Origin of the sequence: Bradyrhizobium sp. 613_E4_N2_2, from assembly GCF_052075995.1 — a bacterium.
Taxonomy (GTDB): domain Bacteria; phylum Pseudomonadota; class Alphaproteobacteria; order Rhizobiales; family Xanthobacteraceae; genus Bradyrhizobium; species Bradyrhizobium barranii.
Window position 1 is genome coordinate 3,351,274 of record NZ_CP197234.1, and the last position, 20,681, is coordinate 3,371,954.

18 protein-coding genes, 1 tRNA gene and 2 riboswitches are annotated in these 20,681 nt (G+C 64.7%); of the genes, 9 read left to right on the forward strand and 10 right to left on the reverse strand.

Going from position 1 to position 20,681, the window contains the following annotated elements:
* Nucleotides 1–2 precede the first annotated feature (2 nt).
* From AB7290_RS15785 to AB7290_RS15800, 4 genes are all read right to left on the reverse strand, one after another.
* Nucleotides 3–890, reverse strand: a complete 888-nt coding sequence (locus tag AB7290_RS15785) for an ABC transporter permease (protein ID WP_028150021.1) — start codon at nucleotides 888–890, stop codon at nucleotides 3–5.
* A 20-nt stretch (nucleotides 891–910) separates the two neighbouring features.
* Nucleotides 911–1,852, reverse strand: a complete 942-nt coding sequence (locus tag AB7290_RS15790; protein WP_014494267.1) for an ABC transporter permease — start codon at nucleotides 1,850–1,852, stop codon at nucleotides 911–913.
* 181 nt (nucleotides 1,853–2,033) lie between these two features.
* Complete coding sequence (locus tag AB7290_RS15795; protein WP_085401614.1) at nucleotides 2,034–3,335, reverse strand: D-amino acid dehydrogenase; 1,302 nt, start codon at nucleotides 3,333–3,335, stop codon at nucleotides 2,034–2,036.
* Between the two features lie 67 nt (nucleotides 3,336–3,402).
* A riboswitch (glycine riboswitch) is annotated at nucleotides 3,403–3,517 on the reverse strand.
* 3 nt (nucleotides 3,518–3,520) lie between these two features.
* Nucleotides 3,521–3,624, reverse strand: a riboswitch (glycine riboswitch).
* Between the two features lie 94 nt (nucleotides 3,625–3,718).
* A complete protein-coding gene (locus AB7290_RS15800; protein WP_085401615.1) occupies nucleotides 3,719–4,849 on the reverse strand; it encodes a M20/M25/M40 family metallo-hydrolase in 1,131 nt (376 codons plus the stop codon).
* Between the two features lie 267 nt (nucleotides 4,850–5,116).
* Here AB7290_RS15800 and AB7290_RS15805 point away from each other — a divergent pair, with 267 nt between their 5' ends.
* Both AB7290_RS15805 and AB7290_RS15810 read left to right on the forward strand, forming a co-directional pair.
* Nucleotides 5,117–6,727, forward strand: a complete 1,611-nt coding sequence (locus AB7290_RS15805) for an ABC transporter substrate-binding protein (protein ID WP_085401616.1) — start codon at nucleotides 5,117–5,119, stop codon at nucleotides 6,725–6,727.
* A 213-nt stretch (nucleotides 6,728–6,940) separates the two neighbouring features.
* Complete coding sequence (locus tag AB7290_RS15810; RefSeq protein ID WP_231142239.1) at nucleotides 6,941–8,536, forward strand: glycosyltransferase family 39 protein; 1,596 nt, start codon at nucleotides 6,941–6,943, stop codon at nucleotides 8,534–8,536.
* 203 nt (nucleotides 8,537–8,739) lie between these two features.
* Here AB7290_RS15810 and AB7290_RS15815 read toward each other — a convergent pair whose 3' ends face one another.
* Entirely contained in the window at nucleotides 8,740–9,942 is a 1,203-nt protein-coding gene (locus AB7290_RS15815) for a multidrug effflux MFS transporter (protein ID WP_371497853.1), read from the reverse strand.
* Nucleotides 9,943–10,139: 197 nt separating this feature from the next.
* Nucleotides 10,140–10,724, reverse strand: a complete 585-nt coding sequence (locus AB7290_RS15820; RefSeq protein WP_085401618.1) for a TetR/AcrR family transcriptional regulator — start codon at nucleotides 10,722–10,724, stop codon at nucleotides 10,140–10,142.
* A 98-nt stretch (nucleotides 10,725–10,822) separates the two neighbouring features.
* On the opposite strand from AB7290_RS15820, the gene AB7290_RS15825 reads away from it, so the two are divergent.
* Together AB7290_RS15825 and AB7290_RS15830 are read left to right on the forward strand one after the other, a co-directional pair.
* Nucleotides 10,823–11,602 (forward strand): crotonase/enoyl-CoA hydratase family protein, encoded by a 780-nt coding sequence (locus AB7290_RS15825; protein ID WP_085401619.1) that lies wholly within the window; start codon nucleotides 10,823–10,825, stop codon nucleotides 11,600–11,602.
* Between the two features lie 203 nt (nucleotides 11,603–11,805).
* Nucleotides 11,806–13,137: a hypothetical protein gene (locus tag AB7290_RS15830; protein WP_085401620.1), complete on the forward strand. Its 1,332-nt coding sequence runs from the start codon at nucleotides 11,806–11,808 to the stop codon at nucleotides 13,135–13,137.
* 121 nt (nucleotides 13,138–13,258) lie between these two features.
* Here AB7290_RS15830 and AB7290_RS15835 read toward each other — a convergent pair.
* Nucleotides 13,259–13,347 (reverse strand) — tRNA-Leu (locus AB7290_RS15835).
* Nucleotides 13,348–13,522: 175 nt separating this feature from the next.
* On the opposite strand from AB7290_RS15835, the gene AB7290_RS15840 reads away from it, so the two are divergent.
* Nucleotides 13,523–13,945, forward strand: a complete 423-nt coding sequence (locus tag AB7290_RS15840; RefSeq protein WP_085401621.1) for a twin-arginine translocation pathway signal — start codon at nucleotides 13,523–13,525, stop codon at nucleotides 13,943–13,945.
* 21 nt (nucleotides 13,946–13,966) lie between these two features.
* On the opposite strand, the gene AB7290_RS15845 is transcribed toward AB7290_RS15840, so the two are convergent.
* Both AB7290_RS15845 and AB7290_RS15850 read right to left on the reverse strand, forming a co-directional pair.
* The gene (locus AB7290_RS15845) at nucleotides 13,967–15,169 is read right to left on the reverse strand and encodes an FAD-dependent monooxygenase (RefSeq protein WP_085401622.1); all 1,203 of its coding nucleotides are present in this window, start codon (nucleotides 15,167–15,169) and stop codon (nucleotides 13,967–13,969) included.
* Nucleotides 15,170–15,188: 19 nt separating this feature from the next.
* On the reverse strand, nucleotides 15,189–15,434 hold the full coding sequence (locus AB7290_RS15850; protein WP_008562814.1) for a zinc-finger domain-containing protein: 246 nt from the start codon (nucleotides 15,432–15,434) through the stop codon (nucleotides 15,189–15,191).
* A 330-nt stretch (nucleotides 15,435–15,764) separates the two neighbouring features.
* Between AB7290_RS15850 and AB7290_RS15855 the strand changes: the two genes are divergently transcribed.
* A complete protein-coding gene (locus AB7290_RS15855) occupies nucleotides 15,765–16,901 on the forward strand; it encodes a hypothetical protein (RefSeq protein ID WP_231142237.1) in 1,137 nt (378 codons plus the stop codon).
* Nucleotides 16,902–17,015: 114 nt separating this feature from the next.
* Nucleotides 17,016–17,771, forward strand: coding sequence for an alpha/beta fold hydrolase (locus AB7290_RS15860; RefSeq protein WP_085401623.1), 756 nt, complete (start codon nucleotides 17,016–17,018; stop codon nucleotides 17,769–17,771).
* Here AB7290_RS15860 and AB7290_RS15865 read toward each other — a convergent pair.
* On the reverse strand, nucleotides 17,757–19,133 hold the full coding sequence (locus AB7290_RS15865) for a hypothetical protein (protein ID WP_085401686.1): 1,377 nt from the start codon (nucleotides 19,131–19,133) through the stop codon (nucleotides 17,757–17,759). The genes AB7290_RS15860 and AB7290_RS15865 overlap by 15 nt on opposite strands.
* Nucleotides 19,134–19,410: 277 nt before the next feature.
* Between AB7290_RS15865 and cysE the strand changes: the two genes are divergently transcribed.
* Together cysE and AB7290_RS15875 are read left to right on the forward strand one after the other, a co-directional pair.
* Nucleotides 19,411–20,235: a serine O-acetyltransferase gene (gene cysE, locus AB7290_RS15870; protein WP_014494283.1), complete on the forward strand. Its 825-nt coding sequence runs from the start codon at nucleotides 19,411–19,413 to the stop codon at nucleotides 20,233–20,235.
* Between the two features lie 124 nt (nucleotides 20,236–20,359).
* Entirely contained in the window at nucleotides 20,360–20,578 is a 219-nt protein-coding gene (locus AB7290_RS15875; RefSeq protein ID WP_007602550.1) for a DUF3126 family protein, read from the forward strand.
* The last annotated feature ends 103 nt before the right edge of the window (nucleotides 20,579–20,681 follow it).

Genomic DNA, 20,681 nt, shown 5'->3' on the forward strand with positions numbered 1-20,681 from the left:
CATCACTTGCCCTCCCGCTGCTTCATGCGGGGATCGAGGGCGTCGCGGGCGGCGTCGCCGATCAGATTGATGCTGAGGATGGCGATCGAAAGCAGCAGGCCCGGCCAGAAGATCAGCGTCGGCTTGAGCTGAAAATACTGACGGCCCTCGGCCATGATGTTGCCCCAGGTCGGCGTCTCCGGCGAGATACCGGCGCCGAGGAAGGAGAGAATGGCCTCGGTCAGGATCGCGGAGGCACAGACATAGGTGCCCTGGACGATCAGCGGCGCGATCGTGTTCGGCATCAGATGTCGCCACATGATCTTCGGCAGGCTGGAGCCGACCGAGATCGCGGCCTCGACGTAAGGTTCCTCACGCGCGGACAGCACGACCGAGCGCACCAGGCGTGCCACGCGCGGTATTTCGGGGATGGTGATCGCGACCAGCACGGTCCAGATGCTGGCGCCGGACAGCGACACCACGGCGATCGCGAGCAGGATGCTCGGCATCGCCATGAGGCCGTCCATGACGCGCATCAGGACGGCATCGACCAGCTTGAAGAAGCCGGAGACGAGGCCGATCGCAAGACCGATGACGATCGACAGGATCGCCGAGCCGATGCCGATCAGGAGCGAGATGCGGCCGCCATAGATGACGCGCGACAAGAGGTCACGGCCATAGGCGTCGGTGCCGAGCAGGAACTGCGCCGAGGCCGGCTTCAGCCGCTGCGAGGGCGCAAGCTGGACCGGATCGTGCGGCGCGATCAGCGGCGCCAGGATCGAGACCAGCACGATCAACGCGAGCAGGATCGTGGCCGCCGCGATGATCGGCGTCGAGGTGAGGAATCCGAAACGCGGCCGCAGCGGCGACGTGATCGGAATGGACGACTGGGGAAGGCTATCGACGGACATTTTTGTTGTTATCCTTAGCCCTAGTACCGGATCCGGGGATCGAGCAGCGTGTAGGCGACGTCGATCAGGAGATTGACGACGACATAGATCAGCGACGTCAGCAGGATCATCGCCTGGATGACTGGGTAGTCGCGCGCCAACACCGCGTCCACCGTGAGGCGGCCGATGCCGGGGATGTTGAACACGCTCTCGGTGACGACGACGCCGGAGATCAGCAGCGCAAAGCCGGTGCCGATCACGGTGATAACGGGCACCGCGGCATTGCGCAGCGCATGGCGCATCATCACTGCGACCTCGTTGATGCCCTTGGCGCGGGCGGTGCGGACGTAGTCCTCACCAAGCACGTCGAGCATCGCCGCACGCGTCATGCGCGCGATCAGCGCGATGTAGATGAAGGAGAGCGCGCAGGTCGGCAGGATGATGCGTTCGAAGAACGGTCCAAAGCCGTTGAAGATGCTGCGGAAGCCCTGCACCGGCACCCAGCGAAGGTCGATCGCGAAGACCTCGATCAGGAGATAGCCGACCACGAACACCGGCACGGAGAAGCCGAGCACGGAGAGGCCCATCACGAAACGATCGATCCAGGTGCCGTGCTTCCACGCCGCGATGACGCCCAGGGGCACGGCGACGATGACGGCCAGAATGATTGTCGAGAGCGCGATCGAGATCGACGGCTCGACGCGCTGGCTGATCATCTTCATGACTGGCAGGTTGGAGATCAGCGACGTCCCGAGATCGCCGTGCAGCAGCTTGTTCACCCAGGTGATGAATTGCACGATCAGCGGCTCGTTGAGGCCGAGCGAGTCGCGGATGCGTTCCAGCCGTTCCGGCGTCGCGTTATCGCCGGCGAGAATGGCGGCGGGATCGCCCGGCGTCAGCCGCAGCAGCAGGAAGACGAACAGTGCGACGACGCCCATCACGGGCACCGCGGCCAGAACGCGGCGAATGAGATAACCTAGCATGCACCTATCTCCGGCTGCGGAACTTGTGGGGCCGGGAGGCCCCCGTGGAATCGGTTCTGTCTATCATGCACGCCTGTCACTCGGGCTGGAAAGCCGGCCGTGGAAGCCGACGTTTCGGGGCAAATTGTGTGCCAAGGGCAGGGCGGTCGCAAGGGGCCGCCGAGCCTCCGATATCGACCACTCAGGATGCATGACGGAACTCGCGCTCAACCCTGAGTGAGGGGGCGGTCGGCGGTGCGTTGAGCCCGCGCCAGCCGTCGATGGTCCCGGCAATCATCTGCGCGGTCGCGGCCGACAAGGTCCAGCCGAGATGGCCGTGGCCGGTGTTGAAGAAAAGGCCTGGCATCCGTCCTGCGCGCACCACTGGCATCATGTTCGGCATCATCGGCCGCAGCCCGGCCCAGGGCACGACCTTGGACGTTTCGACGCCGGGGAAGTTGCTGCGCACCCAGTCGACCAGCGGCTGCACGCGGTCGGCGCGGATGTCGCGGTTGAAGTCGTTGAACTCGGCGGTGCCTGCGACGCGGAAACGATCGGCGCCCAGCCGGCTGGTGACGATTTTTGCGGCTTCGTCGAGCAGGCTCACGGTCGGCGTCGCATTGCGGCTTGCGGCAGTGTCGAGCTGAACGGTGATCGAATAGCCCTTCACCGGATAGACGTTGACGCGCTCGTCGAGGAGGGCGGCGAAGTGGCGGCTGGCCACACCGGCGCAGACCACGACGCCGTCAGCCTTCAGCATGCCGCGCACGGATGCGACAGCATCACTGGCCGAAAGATCAGCCCAGCCGATGACAAAGCCGCCACCTGCCTGGGCAATGGAATCGATGTTGGCTTCGTGGATAAAGGTCGCGCCGCGCCGCTTGCAGGCTTCCGCAAGTCCGCGCGTGAACTTGTGGATATCGCCGGTCGCATCCGACGGCGTGTAGAAGCCGCCAAAATAGTCCTTGCGCAGCGTCGGCTCGATGGCGCGGATCTCCTCTGGCGTTACCGGGCGGCGATCGAGCCCGCCTTCCTTCAGCAGCGCATTGACCTGCAGGCCGGATTCAAAACCCTTCTTGTCGTGATAGATGTGCAGGATGCCGCAGCGTTCGAGATCGAAGTCGATGCCTTCGCGCTCCGCGATCTCGAACAGATGCTTGCGGGCTTCGATCGCGAGCCGCGTGGTCTGGATCGTGTTGGCGCGGTAGTTGCCGATATTGGCGACGAACTCGCTCATCCACGAATATTTGTGCCAGTTCGGCCGCGGGTTCATCAGCAGCGGCGCGTCGCGCCGGAACATCCAGCGCAGGCCTTTCAGGATCGTGGCGGTGCTGTTCCACACCTCGGCATTGCTGGCGGAGAGCTGTCCGCCATTGGCGAAGGACGTCTCCATCGCGGCGTAGCGGTGCTTGTCGAGCACCGTCACCTTGTATCCGCGTTCGAGCAGGGCATAGGCAGTCGTTACGCCGGTGATGCCGGCGCCGATGATGGCGATATGGGTCATGGCAGGTTCGGGGCTCCCGTGAGTTAGAGTCGGCTAACCGCCGGCCAAAGGCCGTTGGCGGCGCCCCATCTGTCACGGTTACCTGAGAGCTTGATCCGGCGCGGACCTCGGCGAGGTCAGCTCCGGACTATCCCCTTCGGTGGACGTCACGACCACATTGGCCGTGCCGCCTCTCTCCAGATCGTCCTGACGATACGGTCCTTTTGCCTGAGAGTTTCCGGGGCGGTTGCTCCGTCGGCGCCGCAACGAAAGCCTGAACTCTCGTTGCGATCTCTCCCGCATCGTCGCGTGGACAATCGAGCAGTACGATGCGCCTCATTTTTAGACAAGGCTAAATTTAAACCGCGACTGCCAACGCATTGTGCAGTGCGAAGGCTGCGTCGTCAGTCGAGCGTCGCCAGCAAGCCCGCCATCAGGCGCCCGCGTTCAACTAGGCTCTCGACCTCGATGAACTCCTCGAGCGTGTGGCCGTTGCCGCCGCGCACGCCGAGGCCGTCGAGCGTCGGGATGCCCATCGCGCCGGTAAAGTTGCCGTCGGAGCCGCCGCCAGAGCTCGCATGCGGCAGCTCAGTGCCGAGCGACTTGGCGATGCCGCGCGCCTTTTCATACAGCGCCATGGTGCCGGCATCGGGCTCCCATACGGGGCGCGTGACGCCGCGCGTCACCTTGAACGTGACATCATTGGTCGTGCCCGACAGCGCCAGCATCCGCTCGACGCCGCGGTCGAGATCGGCCTGGCGCTTGGCCATGGACAGCGCCTCGCCGGTGGCGGTCGTGGCAACGCAATTGACCCATTGTCCGCCGTGCACGACGCCGACAGAGAAGGTGCAGTCCTCCGTCGTCATCGCGTCGATGGCGAGGATCTGCCGCGCCATCTCGCGGATCGCCGAGCGTCCGGCCGACAATGTCGCGCCGGCATGGCTCGGCCGGCCCGTCGCTTCCAGATTGAAACGCGCGATGGCGTAACGTCCGGTGGTGACACCGTTGTCGGCGCGGCCCGGTTCGGGCACCAGCACATATTTGTTGCGCGCGGCCTCCGCCTCGATGATGTCCCGCGTCGAGGGCGTGCCGACTTCCTCGTCGGGCGTAAACAGCACGGTGATCGGCAGCGGCGTGGTGAAGGAAGCGCGTGCCAGCTGCCGGATCGCTTCCAGCGAGAGATAGTTGCCGCCCTTCATGTCGTAGATGCCGGGGCCGTAGCACTTGTTGCCCTCGCGCCGCCATTTCAGCTTCTCGATGGTGCCGACCGGGTGGACGGTATCCATGTGGCCGGCGATCAGGATGCCCGGCTCGCCCTGTTTCGGATGCGGGAAGCGCGCGCGGATCACGCCGCCGAAGCCCTGTCGACCGCCGATGCGTTCGATCGTCGCACCCATGATCGCCATATCCCGCGCTGCGATATCGAGCATGCGGTTGACGGCACTCGCGTCCCAGGTCGGGCTCTCGCATTCCACCCAGGTGCGCAGGCCCTCGAGCATCGCCTCGGAATCGAAGGGAAGATTGGCTGGATTCATCTTAATGTCTCTCAAGCTTCGAAAGATGGAACGCGCATTGCATTGGCGCGGACGGGACTGGCGGAAAGCGTTGTAGAGCCAAACCGGTCTTTGTGGAGCCCGTGGGCGCGCCGCTTGGGGCTGCAGCGAAACCGGATTGACGCGCTCAACACTGTCTGCAAGTCTCGAAAGACAAAGGCATCGCATGAGGTTAGTTCGCCTAAAGAACGAACCGAATGCTCAACCAATAACCTGCCTTTGAACAGTTTCACGTCAGGAGAAACTTTTATGTTGAGCTTGATGCGCCGGGGGCGTCGCGCGTTCGCCTCCACACTTGCGCTATCGGTCGTTGCGCTTTCGACGGCGATGGCCTCGCCGGTACTTGCCGCCGCCAGCAAGACCATCACCGCGGTGATGCATTCGGATCTGCGCATCATCGATCCGATTTTCACCACCGCCTACATCACGCGTGACCATGGCTACATGGTCTACGACACGCTGATCGCGACGGACTCGAATTTCAAGATCCAGCCGCAGATGGCGGACTGGAAGATCTCCGACGACAAGCTCACCTACACCTTCACGCTGCGCGACGGCCTGAAGTGGCACGACGGTACGCCGGTGACGGCGGAAGACTGCGCCGCTTCGCTGAAGCGCTGGGCCGCGGTCGACGGCATGGGCCAGCAGATGATGCAGTTTACTGCGAGCATCGAGGCGACCGACCCCAAGACGATCACGCTGAAGCTGAAGGAGCCCTACGGCCTCGTGCTCGAATCCATCGGCAAGCCGTCCTCGCGCGTCGCCTTCATGATGCCGAAGCGTCTCGCCGAAACGCCGCCGGACAAGCAGATCCCCGAGCAGATCGGCTCCGGCCCGTTCAAGTTCGTGCAGGGCGAATTCCAGCCCGGCGTGAAGGCGGTCTACGTCAAGAACACCGACTACGTGCCGCGCAAGGAGGCGTCGAGCTGGACTGCCGGAGGCAAGCTGGTCAAGGTCGATCGCGTCGAATGGATCACCATGCCGGATGCGCAGACCGCAGTGAACGCGCTGCAATCGGGCGACATCGACTTCATGGAAGTGCCGCCGTGGGATCTGCTGCCCGTCCTTGAAGGCAATGCCGACCTCAAGACCGAGACGCTGAACAAGTTCGGCTACCAGACCCTTGGGCGCATGAACTTCCTCTATCCGCCCTTCGACAATCCGAAGATCCGCCGTGCCGCACTTCTGGCGATGAACCAGAAGGACGTGCTCGACGCGCTCGTCGGCAATCCCAAATACTACAAGATCTGCGGTGCGTTCTTCATCTGCGATACGCCGTTCGCGACCGACGTCGGCTCGGAATCGCTGGTCAAGGGCAACGGCATGGCGGAAGCCAAGAAGGCGCTCGCCGAGTCCGGCTATGACGGCACGCCCGTCGTGGTCATGGTGCCCGGCGACGTCGTGACGCTGAAGGCGCAGCCGACGGTCGCGGTGCAGTTGCTCCGCGAGGCCGGCTTCAAGGTCGACGCGCAGGCGACCGACTGGCAGACGGTGGTCAGCCGGCGCGCCAGCCAGAAGCCTCCGAAGGAGGGCGGCTGGAACATGTTCTTCACCAACTGGGTCAGCGCCGACGTGTCCAACCCGATCGCCAATCTGTCGATCGGCGGCCAGGGCAAGAAGGGCTGGTTCGGCTGGGCGGAGAACGCCAAGATCGAGAAGCTCAAGGACGACTTCGTCCGCGCCGCCTCGCTCGACGATCAGAAGAAGATCGCGACCGAGATCCAGAAGGAAGCCTATGACCAGGTGATCTACGTGCCGCTCGGCCAGTATCTGGCGCCGAGCGCGTGGCGGAAGTCGCTCACCGGCGTGCTCGACGGCCCGGCGACGCCGGTGTTCTGGAACATCGACAAGACCGAGTAAGGCGAGGGCGCGCCAGCGCGCCTTCCCCGAGCGTTACGCGGCGTCGCTGTCATCAGCGGCGCCGTTTTCGTTTGTCAGCCTCGCGTCAGCTTTTAACTCTTCCAGTGTCCAATCATTGCTATTTGTTTCTGACTTGAAATAGATGTGCGCGGTTCGCACATCACTTCCTTCCTGCATTTGAGTCCCGTGTCGATTGATTTTTCATTTCGGGCGATGGCCGAGCGGTCCGATCGCGCGCCGGCGCGATGGCGGCGGCCTTTCCTGCGCTGGCTCGACGGCGTCGAGGCGGGTTGGGCCGTTCCGCTTCTCATTGTTTGCTTTGTCGCGCTCTGGACGATCTATCTGGTCGTCGCCTATGCCGGCAGCGGCCTGCACCCTGATACCCTCGAGGCCTGGACGCTCGGGCGCCGTTTCGCGTGGGGCTACCACAAGCATCCGCCGCTGATGGGCTGGGTTACGGCGGTGTGGACCTCCGTTTTCCCGCTCAGCAACTGGTCGCTGCAATTGATGGCGATGGCCAATGCCGGGCTCGCCCTGTTTTTCGTCGACCGGATCGCACGGCAGTTCGTGACCGGGCACAAACGCATCCTGGTGCTGCTGCTCCTGATGCTGACGCCAGCCTATCAGTTCCACGCCCAGCGCTTCAACGCCAATGCGGTGCTGCTTGCGCTCTGGCCGCTCGCGACCTGGTGTTTTCTGCGCGCGTTCGAGACCCGCAGCGCGGCCTGGGCGGTCGCGGTAGGATGCACCACGGCGCTGGCGATGGTCGGCAAATATTATTCGGTCTTCCTCGTGGCGAGCTTTGCATTTGCCGCGCTGGCTCATCCCGCGCGCCGCGCCTATTTCACGTCCGCTTCGCCGTGGATATCGGTCGTGGTCGGACTCGCGGTGTTGTCGCCGCACATCTACTGGCTCGCGATGACCAGCGCGTCGGCCTTCACCTACGCGATGGCGCACGCCAACGGCAACTTCGTGAGCTCGCTCGGCGAGGTGCAGAACTTCCTGCTCGGACTCGTGGCGGCCATCAGCGTATCGGCCGTCTTCTGGGTGATCATCGCCGGCACACGGCTGAAACAATTTGCGGCCGACTTCGCCGCGATGAGTTCCGGCCTGCGGCTTCTTTTTTACGTTGCGATCGGCACGATCGTGCTGCCGGTCCTGACGTCGCTGGCGATGGGCACCGATCTGCCGTCGCTATGGGCGCTGCAAGGGCTGTTCCTGTTCGTCGTGCTGATCGTTTGCGGCACGCGCTACCCGATCGAAAGATTCTACACCGTCAATGTCACGGTCATCACCGCAATCGTTGGGCTCGCCGCTGTCTTCGTCGCCGCCCCGATTCACGCCGTCTATCGCAACAATCACGGCTACGAAGAGGGCCGGAATTTCTACGCGCAGGTAGCCAACGAGCTCACCCGGGAATGGCACGAGCTGACCGGGGAGCCGCTCAGCGCCGTCAGTGGCGACGATTCACTGGCCTTTGCGACCGCGTTCTACAGTCCGGACCATCCGTATTACGCGCGGCCGTTCGAGTTTCAGTACATGTGGGGCATGCCGCGAAAGACGACACTGGATCGCGGCTGGGCCGCGCTCTGTTTCAGCGGCCAGGACTATTGCGGCAGGTGGATGGAGTCCGTGTCCGCGCGCGCCGAGCATTTCGTCAGGCGCCAGTTCACCGTGCAGGCGACGCTATGGGGCAAGCCCGGCCTGACGCGGGACGTGGTCGTGCTGATCGTGCCGCCGCGAACGAGCAGCGCGACGCCCGAGAGCGCCGCGCAGGACTTCAGCGCCAGCAGGCGCCCGACGGACTAGGCTTTGCGCTCAGCAGTGGCTGTCGCGGATTCGCTCGAGGCCTTCGCTCGCGAAGGGGGGAGTGAACGCAGTTCGGTCGGCGCCCGGCGTCGGGCGCTCCGTTTCCGCCCGATCCGGGGTGGTGTTGTCTTCGCGATGTTCCGGTTCCATGAGGCGGCCTTTCGAATTGCTGCAGTACAACATCGACGCGGCCGGGAAGTTCCTCATGCGATGGGACGATGATGCGGCTTGAACAGCCGTCCCTTTTCCACCACCAGCACGATCGCAAGCGCCGCCAGCGTCGACAGGAAGAAGCCGACCGAGAACGGCAGCAGCGTGCCGTCGAAACTCTGGCCGATCGCCATGCCGACGACGATGCCGATCAGCGTCGTGATCGAGCCGTAGAGCGAGGAGGCGGTGCCCGCGATGTGGCCCTGCGGCTCCATGGCGAGTGCGGTGAAGTTCGCGACCATCATGCCGAATGAGAACATCATCAGGGCGGACAGCACCATGAACAACGAGAGCGGCAGCATGCCGAGAGTTTCCGTCAGCAGCATCACGCCCGCAACCGCGGTGTAGAGCGTCAGCGCGCCGTGCGAGATCACGCGCATGCCGAGCCGTCCGACCAGCTTCGCATTGAGGAAGCCGGCGATCGCGGTGCCGGCCGCGATCGCGGCGAAGGCAATCGGGAAATAATGGCCGAGATGATAGACGCCGGTGAAGACCTGCTGCGCCGAGAAGACATAGGCAAAGAGCGCGCCTATCACGCTGCCGGCGGCCGTCGCATAGCCGATGGTCTGGCGGTTGGTCACGGTCTGCCGGAACGCCGAGAGCACGTCTGCGGGCGCCAGCGACCTGCGCTCGGACTCGGGAAGGGTTTCGGGCAGCCGCAGCACGCTCCATGCGAGCGCGAGCAGTCCGTAGAGCATCAGTACGACGAAGATGCCGCGCCATTGCGTGACCAGCAGCACCGCCTGCCCGAACGAGGGCGCAATCACCGGCACCGCGATGAACACCATCATGGCGAGCGACATCACGCTCGCCATCCGGCGGCCGACATAACAGTCGCGCACGATCGAGGTCGCGATCACGCGCGTCGCCGACGTGCCGAGCCCTTGCAGCGCGCGCGCCAGCAGCAGCGTCTCGAACGAGGGCGCGGCGACCGCCAGCACGCTTGCCACCGCATAGACCGCCATGCCGCCGAGCAGCACCGGGCGGCGCCCGAAGCGGTCCGACAACGGGCCCATGACGAACTGGCCGGCACCGAAGCCGATCAGGAAGGTGGAGAGCACCAGCTGAAGATGGTTGGCGTTGGGAATGGCGAAGGCTGCCCCGATGTTGGGCAGCGCCGGCAGCATCATGTCCATCGCAAGCGGATTCAGCGCCATGATGGACGCGATCACGATGACGAATTCTGGAAAACCCATGGGCCGGTGTCCCGAGGACACCCAATCGTCGGCATTGACGTCGGACAAAGCTCACCTCTGAAAATCAGAGGCTTTTTGATCGGTTATGCTGCGTCGCACAACCCATGTTTCGGGATGGCTGACAGGCGGGGCGGTGTCGGACACGAGTTGGTGAGGTCGCCCGTCACGCCGGCGGACCCGTCGAGGTTAAGGACGGCTTAAGCGCGGCCCGACCTAGCCGTCTCGACTAGGCCGAGCGCCAATCGTCCCGCGGTGTCGACATAGTCGAGATCGCGATGGATCAGCATCACGGTCGTGGCGCCGTCGAGCAGGATCACGAGCTGGCGTGCGACCGCCGCTGCACCGGCAACGCCATGCCCGCGCAATTCGGTTTCGAGCCACGCTTCAAAACGCTTCTTGTGCGCCGCGCCGGCCTTGACCGCGGGATGTGCCGGCGTGTTTGCGAGCTCGGCGATGGTGCGCAGGAATCCGCAGCCGCGCCATCGCGGCGTATCCACGGAGCGTCCGAGCCTTGTGAAGAGACCGCGGACCTTATCGGCCACCGTGCCCTCGGTCTCGGCGAACCAGCGCATATAGAGCTCCAGCGTCGGCTGGTCCCTGGCCGCGATGGTCTCGGCGACGAGCTCGTCCTTGCTGGCGAAGTGATAATAGAGCGTCTTCTTGGTGACGCCGGCCTTCTCGGCGACCGCGTCCATGCTCACCGCCCTGATGCCTTCGCCATAGAACAGGCGCGTCGCCGCGATGACGATCTGCTCGCGAGTGGTGTCGCCTTTGCCTGACATCGCGAATGTATACTGCCTAGTGAGTATACACGACAAGATCGCTGTGGCTGACTTCCGCGCCTGTTCGACCTGGAATTCGACCCGGAAGGAGCCTGCACTTGTCCGATCTCGTACTCTCCGAAACGCGAGGCGCTGTCGCGCTGCTGACGTTCAATCGCCCGAACAAGCTCAATGCGCTGAGCTACGCCCTCGTCGACCGCTTGATGGCGATCCTCGATCGCATCGAGGACGATGCCGAAATCCGCGCCGTGATCCTGACCGGGGCGGGCGACCGCGCCTTCTCGGCCGGCGCCGACATCGCCGAGTTCTCGGAGAGCGTGAAATGCGGGCCGGACGCGGCGGTAAAGGCCTTCGTGCGGCGCGGGCAGGCGATGACGGCGCGCATGGAGGCGTTTCCGAAGCCGATCATCGCCGCCGTGAACGGCATCGCCTTCGGCGGCGGCTGCGAGATCACGGAAGCCGTGCATCTCGCCGTCGCGAGCGAGCGGGCGAGCTTCGCCAAGCCCGAGATCGCGATCGGCATCACGCCGACCTTCGGCGGCACGCAGCGCCTGCCACGGCTCGCAGGCCGGAAGCGGGCGCTCGAATATCTCCTGACAGGAGATTCCTTTTCACCACAGCGGGCTCATGAGATCGGTTTGGTCAACCAGGTCGTGCCGCACGGGCAGCTGCTGGACGCAGCCTTCGCGCTGGCAGACCGCATCACGCGGCATTCGCGCCTGGCGGTCGCCCGGGTCATCACCGCCGCCACGCGGGGCCTCAACGTCTCGATCTCGGAAGGCCTCGCCATCGAGAGCGAGCAGTTCGCACGCATGGCGGCGACCCGGGACGCGCGCGAAGCACTCGATGCCTGGCTTGCCGCCCGCTTGTCGCGGTAGGGGTAGCGCGGCGGATCTGGCGGTCACGGCGACAGGGAACCTGTTCCCCTGCCGTCCAGACGGACGGCTGGCAACCAGGGATTCACCATAAGCGCGAGCGCAACGCACAGGGGAGATGAATCCGCAACCCATCCTGTCCATGGTGGCACGGCCTGGCGCCGCGTTGGCGCCGGGAGAAACCTGGCCAAGCAAGGTATCCGATTGTGTCCGACGTCACCGGTGCAGCACGATGGTTGGACCCCTCGGCCGACATGGCTTCGCGGCGGAACTTCTGGCTTGCCTGCCTGATCGCACTGACCGCAATGCTGGTGCTCGGCAATCTCGCCAACGACGCCGTGCTCGATATGAAATATGGCTGGGACACCCGCGTCAATTGCGCGGCGGTCGAGGCGTATGCCAGCGGGCTCGATCCCTATTTCGTCAAGAACCTGAAGGGCACCAAGCTCTCTTATCCCTATCTCCCGGTGACGCTGGATGTCTTCCGCCCCATGTGCGCGGGTGGACTTCTGGTCGATCACTACAAGGGCATCTTTCCTGTCCTCGCCGTGCTTTGCGGGCTCCTCTTGCCCGGTCTTGGCCGAACGCGCTCGGGCGCGCGCGATGTTGCGCTGAGGGTGCTCTGCACGCTCGGCGCGTTCGTCGGTTTCGAATGGGTGCAGGCGTCCGGCAACTTCGCGATCCTGAGCGGCATGCTGACTGCGATTGCGCTGAGGTTTCTGCTTTCTCCGTCTGCGTCCGGCGCGTCTGAGGACCGCAGCTTTCCGTTGCGGTTCGCCGGCGCCGCGCTGCTCGGCCTCGTGACGTCGTTCAAGCTGGTGTTCTTTCCCGTGCTGGCCGCGCTCTATTTCCTGCCGCTGCCGCGCAGCCGCAAGCTCACGCTGATCGCGGTTGCGGCGTTCAGCTTCGCATTGCCGATCCTGATATCGCGGCTGATGTACCCCGAGCTGTTCGCGAGCTGGCAACTGGCGATGGGCGGAAAGATCCCCGACCAGCATCTCGTCGATCTCTTCGAGATCAATCCGTCGCTGCTGCTGGCGGCACGCGACCTCATGGATCATGCCGGCCTCGGTGACAGCAAGGCGGCGACGTTCGCGACCTATGCATTCGCAGCACTAGCGCTCGTGCTGGTGCCGTTTGCATTGTCCATCCTGCGCGTGGTCACGAGCGAACCAGCGCAGGAAGGCGGATCGCTTCTGACGCGACTGGATCGCTGGCTGATGGATCATCCCCGCGTTGCCATGCGCATCACGGTATTCGCGATGTTTGCGCTCTATCTCAGCTCGCCGCGCCTCAAGGAATATGCCTTCTTCGAGCTCGCGCTTTATGCCGCGATCCTCGTCGTCGATCTTCCGGCCCTGGCACTCGCCGCGTTCCTCGCCGTCGGTCTCGCGTTTCCGGCACTGATCTCGATTCTGGGGACGGCATTCGAGGGCAGCTTCATCCTCCTCATCATTGCGCTAACAAGTTTCTGGATCCTGCTGCTCGATTTTCGCGCCGAGCCGAAGCGGCTGGAGACGGAAGGCGCGCAGTCATAACGCATGCCGCCGTGTCCGCCGGGCAAGGACGGCGCCTTGCCCCCGCGCAGGCTCCAGCCGGTTCGTGACTGCATCCGTCTGCCGTCCGCCTTTGGGCGGAGGCTCGCCCCGTCAGCTCCGATGGTGCGGGCAGCCGGGGTCGAACCGGCACAGCGCTTGCGCGCCGAGGGATTTTAAGTCCCTTGCGTCTACCAATTCCGCCATGCCCGCTTGATCCAACGAGATCAACTAGTTAAGTCCACCTCCGGCCGTCTGGAATTGGCGCGTTTCGCGGGCCGGATGGGCGGTTCTTCCTTAAGCGAGCCGGCTGCGCAAGGCAAAGCCTCAATCCGGACATTTGTTGTTGCTTTAGGCATTCTCAATCCACGGGGACTATTCATCCGGCATGGCTGCTTCGCTTCCCTCTCCGCTGCGCTTCTGCGGCGCGCTCGTTGTGCTGCTTGCGGGCGGCGCACTATCCGGCTGCGCCAGCATGAGCGAGACGGTCGCTCCGGCCTTTGCCGACCCCGGCAAATACGAATTGTACGACTGCAAGCAGCTCGAGGGTGAGCGCAAGGCGCTTGCCGCCCGCACCGCCGATTTGCAGAAGCTGATGGACAAGGCCGAGACCGGGGCCGGAGGCGCCGTCGTGTCCGAGCTCGCCTATCGCAACGACTATGTCGCGTTGCGCGGGCAGTCGCAACTTGCCGAGGAGGCATGGCGCCGCAACAAGTGCCGGGAAACGCCGCCCGGTGCGACGCCGGCGGCCTCTGCTCCGCAGCGGCCGGACATCAAGCCCGCCCCGAAATCCGGTAGCGCCGTTCGCTGAGTTGATACGATTGCGCCCGCCTCAGGGGCGCCAGCCGTAGATCCAGTCCTGCCGCGCCAGCATGCGCTCCGGGCCGAGCGCGCGGATCGCAACATCGCGCGCGATCGCGAGCGGCCCACCGAGATGATAGATGCGGCCCTGCTGCCGCGCCGTCCGCTGCACCCGCCGCACCCGCGCCTGCCGCGCGCGGCCATATTGCTTCAGCGCCGCCGTGATGCCGGCCGCGCTCTCGGCAGCCTCGAGGCTCAGATGCCGCGCGAGCACGGCGGCATCCTCGATCGCCATGCCGGCGCCCTGGGCCGCGAATGGCAGCATCGCATGCACGGCGTCACCGAGCAGGCCGACCGGTCCATCGCTCCACGGGCAGCCGTCGGGCACGCCGAACAGCGCCCATTTGCGCCAATTGTCGACGGCAGTGAGCATCATCCTGGCCGCCGACGGCCAGCGCGGTGCCGCGAAGGCGTCCATCACCTCGAACGGGTCGCCCGGCGTGCTCCAGCCGGGCCTATTCCAGGTCCCCGGCAGCACCGCGACCACGTTGATCTGGCGCCCGCCGGCGATCGGATAAGCGACGAGATGGGCGTTCGGACCCATCCAGAGCTGCACCCGCCGCGCGGTAAAATCCTTCGGCAGTTGCGTGGCGTCGAGCGTGCCGCGCCAGGCGATCAGGCCGGAGAAGCGCGGCTGCACCTCGGGAAACAGATGCTGGCGTACCGTCGACCAGATACCGTCGGCGCCGATCAGTGCGCTGGCCAGATCGCTGCGGCGTATCGTGCCGCTGCGATGGACGACCGTCAGCCCCTTGGCGTGGGGCGCCACATCCTCGAAGGTCGCACCTAACTTCAGATCGATATCGGGATGGTCGGAGACCGCACCGGCCAGCGCGGATTGCAGGTCGGCGCGATGCACCACCCAATAGGGTGCGCCGGCCCGCGCGGAAGCGGCTTCGCCGAGCGGCATGCGCAGCAGTTCGCCGCCGGCCCGCGCGCTCATGACGCAGAGCGCCTCAGGCGTGACGGCGCTTCGCTTGAGCCGCTCGGTGAGGCCGAGCTCGACCAGCACGCGGCTGGCGTTGGGGGAGAGTTGCAGGCCGGCGCCGACTTCCTCGAGCCGCTCGGCCTTTTCCAGCACGACGATGCGGAAGCCACGGGCTGCGAGCGCAAGCGCGGCCGTCAGTCCACCTATGCCGGCACCGGCGATGACAATCGTTCGGGAGAGCGCCACCCCTGACCGTGAGAGGCGGTCAGGCCACCTTGTCCTTCAGCACGCATTCCGGCGGACGGGCTTCGCCCGGCTTCAGGTCGGCGGCGAAACGGTACAGCGTCGAGCAATAGGGGCAGATGATCTCGTTGTCGTTGCCGAGGTCCAGGAAGACGTGCGGATGATCGAACGGAGGATTGGCGCCGACGCACATGAACTCTTGCGAGCCGATCTCGATGACAGGGACACCGGCATCGTTATGGAAGTGCGGGACGACATGGTCGGACATCGTAGTTCATCCTGGAGTGGCAATGGCGGCAGACACAATCAAACACTGACGCGGCATCTTTGAGGCGCCGCGGACCATACTGTTGGGTGCAGATGATTGCTAGTCCAGCGGAACCGAAAGGTTCGCAATTGCCCCATGCTCATTTGCTCATGCAAATTCGACACAATCTTGCGGCCTGAGAGAAGCCCTTCTTTCGTCGGGGACGTTGTGTCGCAATTTTGGCATACTATGTCTTTGGACAAGCGGAATTGCGACGAAAGACGAACCATCAGGCGCAATGATCTCGGGATCGTCCAGGCTCTTGGCACAACTCTTGGTATGACTCTTGGCATGAAGTGGCTGCGAATCAGCACGGCGTTGACCGGTATTGCAGCATGCAGCTTCATGCTCGCGCAGGTAGCGCCGCATGCCCGCGAGGCCGGCGCGCTCCTCTCCGCCCAGGACGATCCGGCGGCGCTCTCCGAGCTCAAGCTCGATGCGCTGCTGCGGCAGAACGACCGCCTGGTTCAGGACAATATCGAGGCCGCGCTCGCCGCCGGCGACGCTGATCTCGCCGACAGTTTTGTCGCGCTGGCGCGTGACCGTAACATCGCGCTGCCCGACGACCTCCTCAACCGTGTGAGCGATGCGGTCAAGGAAGAAAATTCCACGCGGCATTTCGCCAAACAGTTCGCGACCGGTCTCGTCACCGGCAACGCCGACGATGTCGCGAGCCTGTCCGGAACCGTCGCCGGCGATCTCTTCGTGATCGGCGACATCAGGGACGTTGTGCGCGAGGGCAAGCGTCTCGCCATGGGCGAGGACACCGACCATCTGGTGCTCGGCCTTGCGACCGCCGGCCTTGCGGTGACGGCGGTGACCTACGTGTCGGTCGGCGGCGCCGCGCCCGTGCGCGCTGGACTGACGCTGGTGAAGGATGCCCGCAAGGTCGGACGGCTCGGCGAGGGACTTGCCGCATGGGCCGGCCGGTCGGCGCGTGAGGTGGTCGATACGCCGATGCTCCAGAACGCCGTCGCCAAGGGTTCGGTGTTCCGCCCCGGCGAGACCGCGAGCGCGATCAAGGCCGCGTTCCGCGCCGAGAAGGCCGGTGCCCTGGTCCGGCTCGGCAAGGACGTCACCCGCGTTGCCGAAAAGACCGGCACGCGCGGCGCCATGGATACGCTGCGCATCGCCGAGGGCCCGAAGGACGTCGCGCGCGCGGCCCGGCTGGCGGAAGCGCAGGGCGGCAAGACCCGCGCGATCATGAAGCTGCTCGGCCGCGGCGCGCTGCTGCTCGTCGGCGGCATGTTCGATCTGGCGCTCTGGCTGTTCGGCGCGGCACTGACGCTGTTCGGCCTGCTGTCTTCGATCAAGGCGGCGACGGAGCGCCTGACCCAGGCCTGGTGTGATCGCAGACGGGCGCGCCGGCTCCGCCGCGCGCAGGCCGCTGCCGAGGCCGCTCTGGCGGACGGGGCCCTCACGGCCTGAACCGGGATACGGTTCAGGTTATCGTTTGGGCATGATCTTGCCGGAAAACCGCTGCACACTTTTCCGGATCATGCTCTAAGATCAACCTTTCCCCTCAAGATTGCGGAATATGTGATGCCGAGCTTTCACAACGGCGCCGTTGAAATTGCCTATCTCGACGAAGGCGAGGGCGATCCGATCATCCTGGTGCACGGCTTTGCCTCGAGCAAGAACGTGAACTGGGTCTATCCGACCTGGGTCTCGGAACTGCGCAAGAACGGCCGCCGTGTCATCGCGCTCGACAATCGCGGCCATGGCGAAAGCGCAAAGCTCTACGAGCCCACGCAGTACTCGATCCCGACCATGGCCGGCGACGTGCTCGCGCTGATGGATCATCTCGCGATTCCGCAGGCGGACATGATGGGCTATTCGATGGGCGGACGGATGACGGCCTGGCTCTCCCTCAACGAGTCGCAGCGCCTGCGCTCGGCGATCCTCGGCGGCATCGGCATCGGCGGCCTGATCGAGGGCACCGGGCCCGGCGAGAACGTCGCGAAGGCGCTGGAGGCGCCCTCGCTCGACGACGTCACCGATCCGGTCGGCCGCACGTTTCGCGCCTTCGCAGATCAGACCCGTTCCGACCGTCGTGCGCTCGCCGCCTGCCTGCGCGGCACCCGCGACCTCATGACGAAGGAAGAGGCCGCGCGCATCGACGTGCCCGTGCTGATCGCGGTCGGCAGCGCCGACGACGTCGCAGGATCAGCCAGCGCGCTCGGCGCCATCATCCCGGGATCGGAAGTGCTCGATATCCCCAACCGCGACCACATGCGCGCGGTCGGCGACAAGGTCTACAAGACCGGCGTGCTCGACTTCCTGTCACGCCGCGGCTGAGGTCTCGTCGTCAGGCTCGTCGTCACCGAAACGACGCGCCAGCGCCATCAGGACCACGAAGGTCGCGACCCACACCATCCGTGCGCCGTAGCGGTCGTGCGGACCCGAGATCACGCCGCAGATGAAGGCGTTGCCGAGCAGCGCCAGCGTGACGGTTGCCGCCAGCAGCGTCAGATCGTCGAGCCGGCGGCTTGCCAGCGCATGCGCGAGCAACCCGACCAGCGCCAGCATCGAGGCCAGCGCGACGGGAACGTGCAGCCAGTTGACGTGATCGAAATCGAGGCCGTGATTCTGTTGCCGCGCCGCGCGCATCGGCGCGATCTGCGCCGGGATGTAGCGCTCGATGATGCCGTAGGTATGCCCGATCCAGACACTGGTGCCTTCGCCGGTGGCCACATGCAGCAATTGCTGGCCCATCGCCCGCAACGCCGCGCCGGCCTGCCACGCCGGATAGTCGGCGAGCGAATGCACGACGATATAGCCCATCTCGTCGTTCATGCCTTCGAAGCGGCCGAGCGTGTTGAACATGCTCTTGCCCCACAGGAACTCGTCGGCGGTCGCCGGCAATTGGTTGCGATAGGGACAGAGCTTGTAGTGCTCGCGCGGGCAATGATCGCTCAGGAAGCGCGCGACGATACCGTCCTGCATCATGCGTCCGAAAGCGACGCCATAGCCGCCGGGCGTCCAGGCCCATTTGCCCGACAGCGCATGGTTTGCCGACACCAGCATCAGGCCGCCCGCGACGATGGTGAGGCTTGCCTGCGCCAATCCGGCGAGCGGCAGGCGCGCGCCGAGGAACGGCCGCACCATCCAGCCGGCGGCGCAGAGCCCGAACAGCACGCCCAGTGTGGCGCTGTGGGTTGCGGCGGCAAAGGCGGTGAAGACGAACAGCGAGATCTTTTCGAGGCCCGATGTCCGGCTCGCGCCGACGACCAGCAAGAACAGGGACAGGATCGACAGCCCTGCAAAGATGTCCGTGAGCAGCATGCTCGCGAGCCAGGGCAGCGCGGTCGACAGGATCAGGCAGAGGCTGATCGCGACGAAGCGAGACGTCTGCATCAACCCGAGTACGCGCAGCGTCAGTTGCAACAGCCACAGCGTCGCCAGCGACTGGACCGCGAGATTGATCCAGAAGCCGAAATTCTCGCCGTAGTGCAGATAGAGGCCGAACACGGTGGAGCGGCTCGGGACCAGATAGCCTTCGTACCAGCGCGCCAGATAGCCGCCGGTATCCCATTGCAACAGCGGATAGCCGTTCCAGAACGCCGGCGCGATCAAGAGGAGGGGCAGTCCCACCGCCGCCAGCCGCAGCCAAAGCGAGCCCGTGGCGCCCGCGCGCAATTGATCGGTGGTGATGCTCAAATCCGCTCCGTCGTGTTCCCCGACCATGCCCGCAATAGCCGTCGAGGCGGAATTCACCAATAGTTTGACGCTGCCCGGCTTGAATTTGGCAAAACCCTGACCATTTTGAGCCGACCTCGCCGCCTGGGGGCGTCAGAAGAAACTGTTGTGTTTCAAGGCGTTGGCGTGCTTTCGCGGAGCAACTCACTGTTCACTCTCAGGCAAGCCCGTCGGGACTTCGTCGGCTAGACTGTGGTATAGAGCCAGCAAAATGAGCCAATTCGAAAGAGCAGATCCTATGGCAGTGCATCAGGTCAGTCCGGGAGGAAAGCTCGCAACGCTCGATCCGATCTGGGATCGGATCCGCGGCGAGGCGGAGGACATCGTCCATCGCGAGCCGGAGCTTGCGACCTTCATCTACTCGACGGTGCTGCATCACAGTCGCCTGGAAGATTCGGTGATCCATCGTCTCGCCGACCGGCTCGATCATTCCGCGCTGTCGGGTGATCTCGTTCGCCAGACCTATGACGAGGCGCTGCGCGAGGCTCCCGATCTCGGCAACGCCTTCCGCGCCGATCTCGTCGCCGTCTACGACCGCGATCCCGCGACGTCGCGCTTCATCGACCCCTTGCTCTACTTCAAGGGCTTTCACGCCATTCAGACCCATCGCCTCGCGCACTGGCTCTATCTGAAGGGCCGCAAGGACTTTGCGTATTATCTCCAGAGCCGCGCGTCCGCGGTGTTCCAGACCGACATCAATCCCGCCGCGCGCATCGGCCGCGGCATCTTCCTCGACCACGCCACCGGCTTCGTCTGCGGTGAGACCGCGGTGATCGAGGATGACGTCTCGATCCTGCACGGCGTCACGCTCGGCGGCACCGGCAAGGAGAACGAGGACCGCCATCCGAAGATCCGTCACGGCGTCCTGATCGGCGCCGGCGCAAAGATCCTCGGCAACATCGAGATCGGTCATTGCGCGCGCATCGCCGCCGGCTCGGTCGTGGTCAAGCCGGTGCCGCACAACGTCACGGTTGCCGGTGTGCCCGCCAAGATCGTCGGTGAGGCCGGCTGCGCCGAGCCGTCGCGCACCATGGATCAGATGATCAACGCGATGGGACTTTGAGCGAGAGAAAAGGGCCGGATTCTCCGTCCCCGCTCGTCCCCAAATTCTTTGGCAATTCATGCTGGCGGTTCGTCGCGTCTCGTCCTAAAACCCCGCCAACCCAGATTTCGATTGGAGACTTGCCGTGGACGTCAAGGAAGTAAGGAAGCTCGACGCGTATCTGAAGCGCGTATTCGGCAATCCCAAGATCCGCGTCGTGCCGCGGCCGAAGAAGGATGATTCCGCCGAGGTCTATATCGGCGAGGAGTTCATCGGCGTGCTCTTCGTCGATGACGAGGATGATGATCGCTCGTTCCAATTCCAGATGGCGATCCTCGAGGACGATCTCGTCGATCAGGAATAGTTTCTCTCTCCGTCATTGCGAGCGAAGCGAAGCAATCCAGGATCTTTCCGCGGAGGGATTCTGGATTGCTTCGCTCTGCTCGCAATGACGAACGTTAACTCCG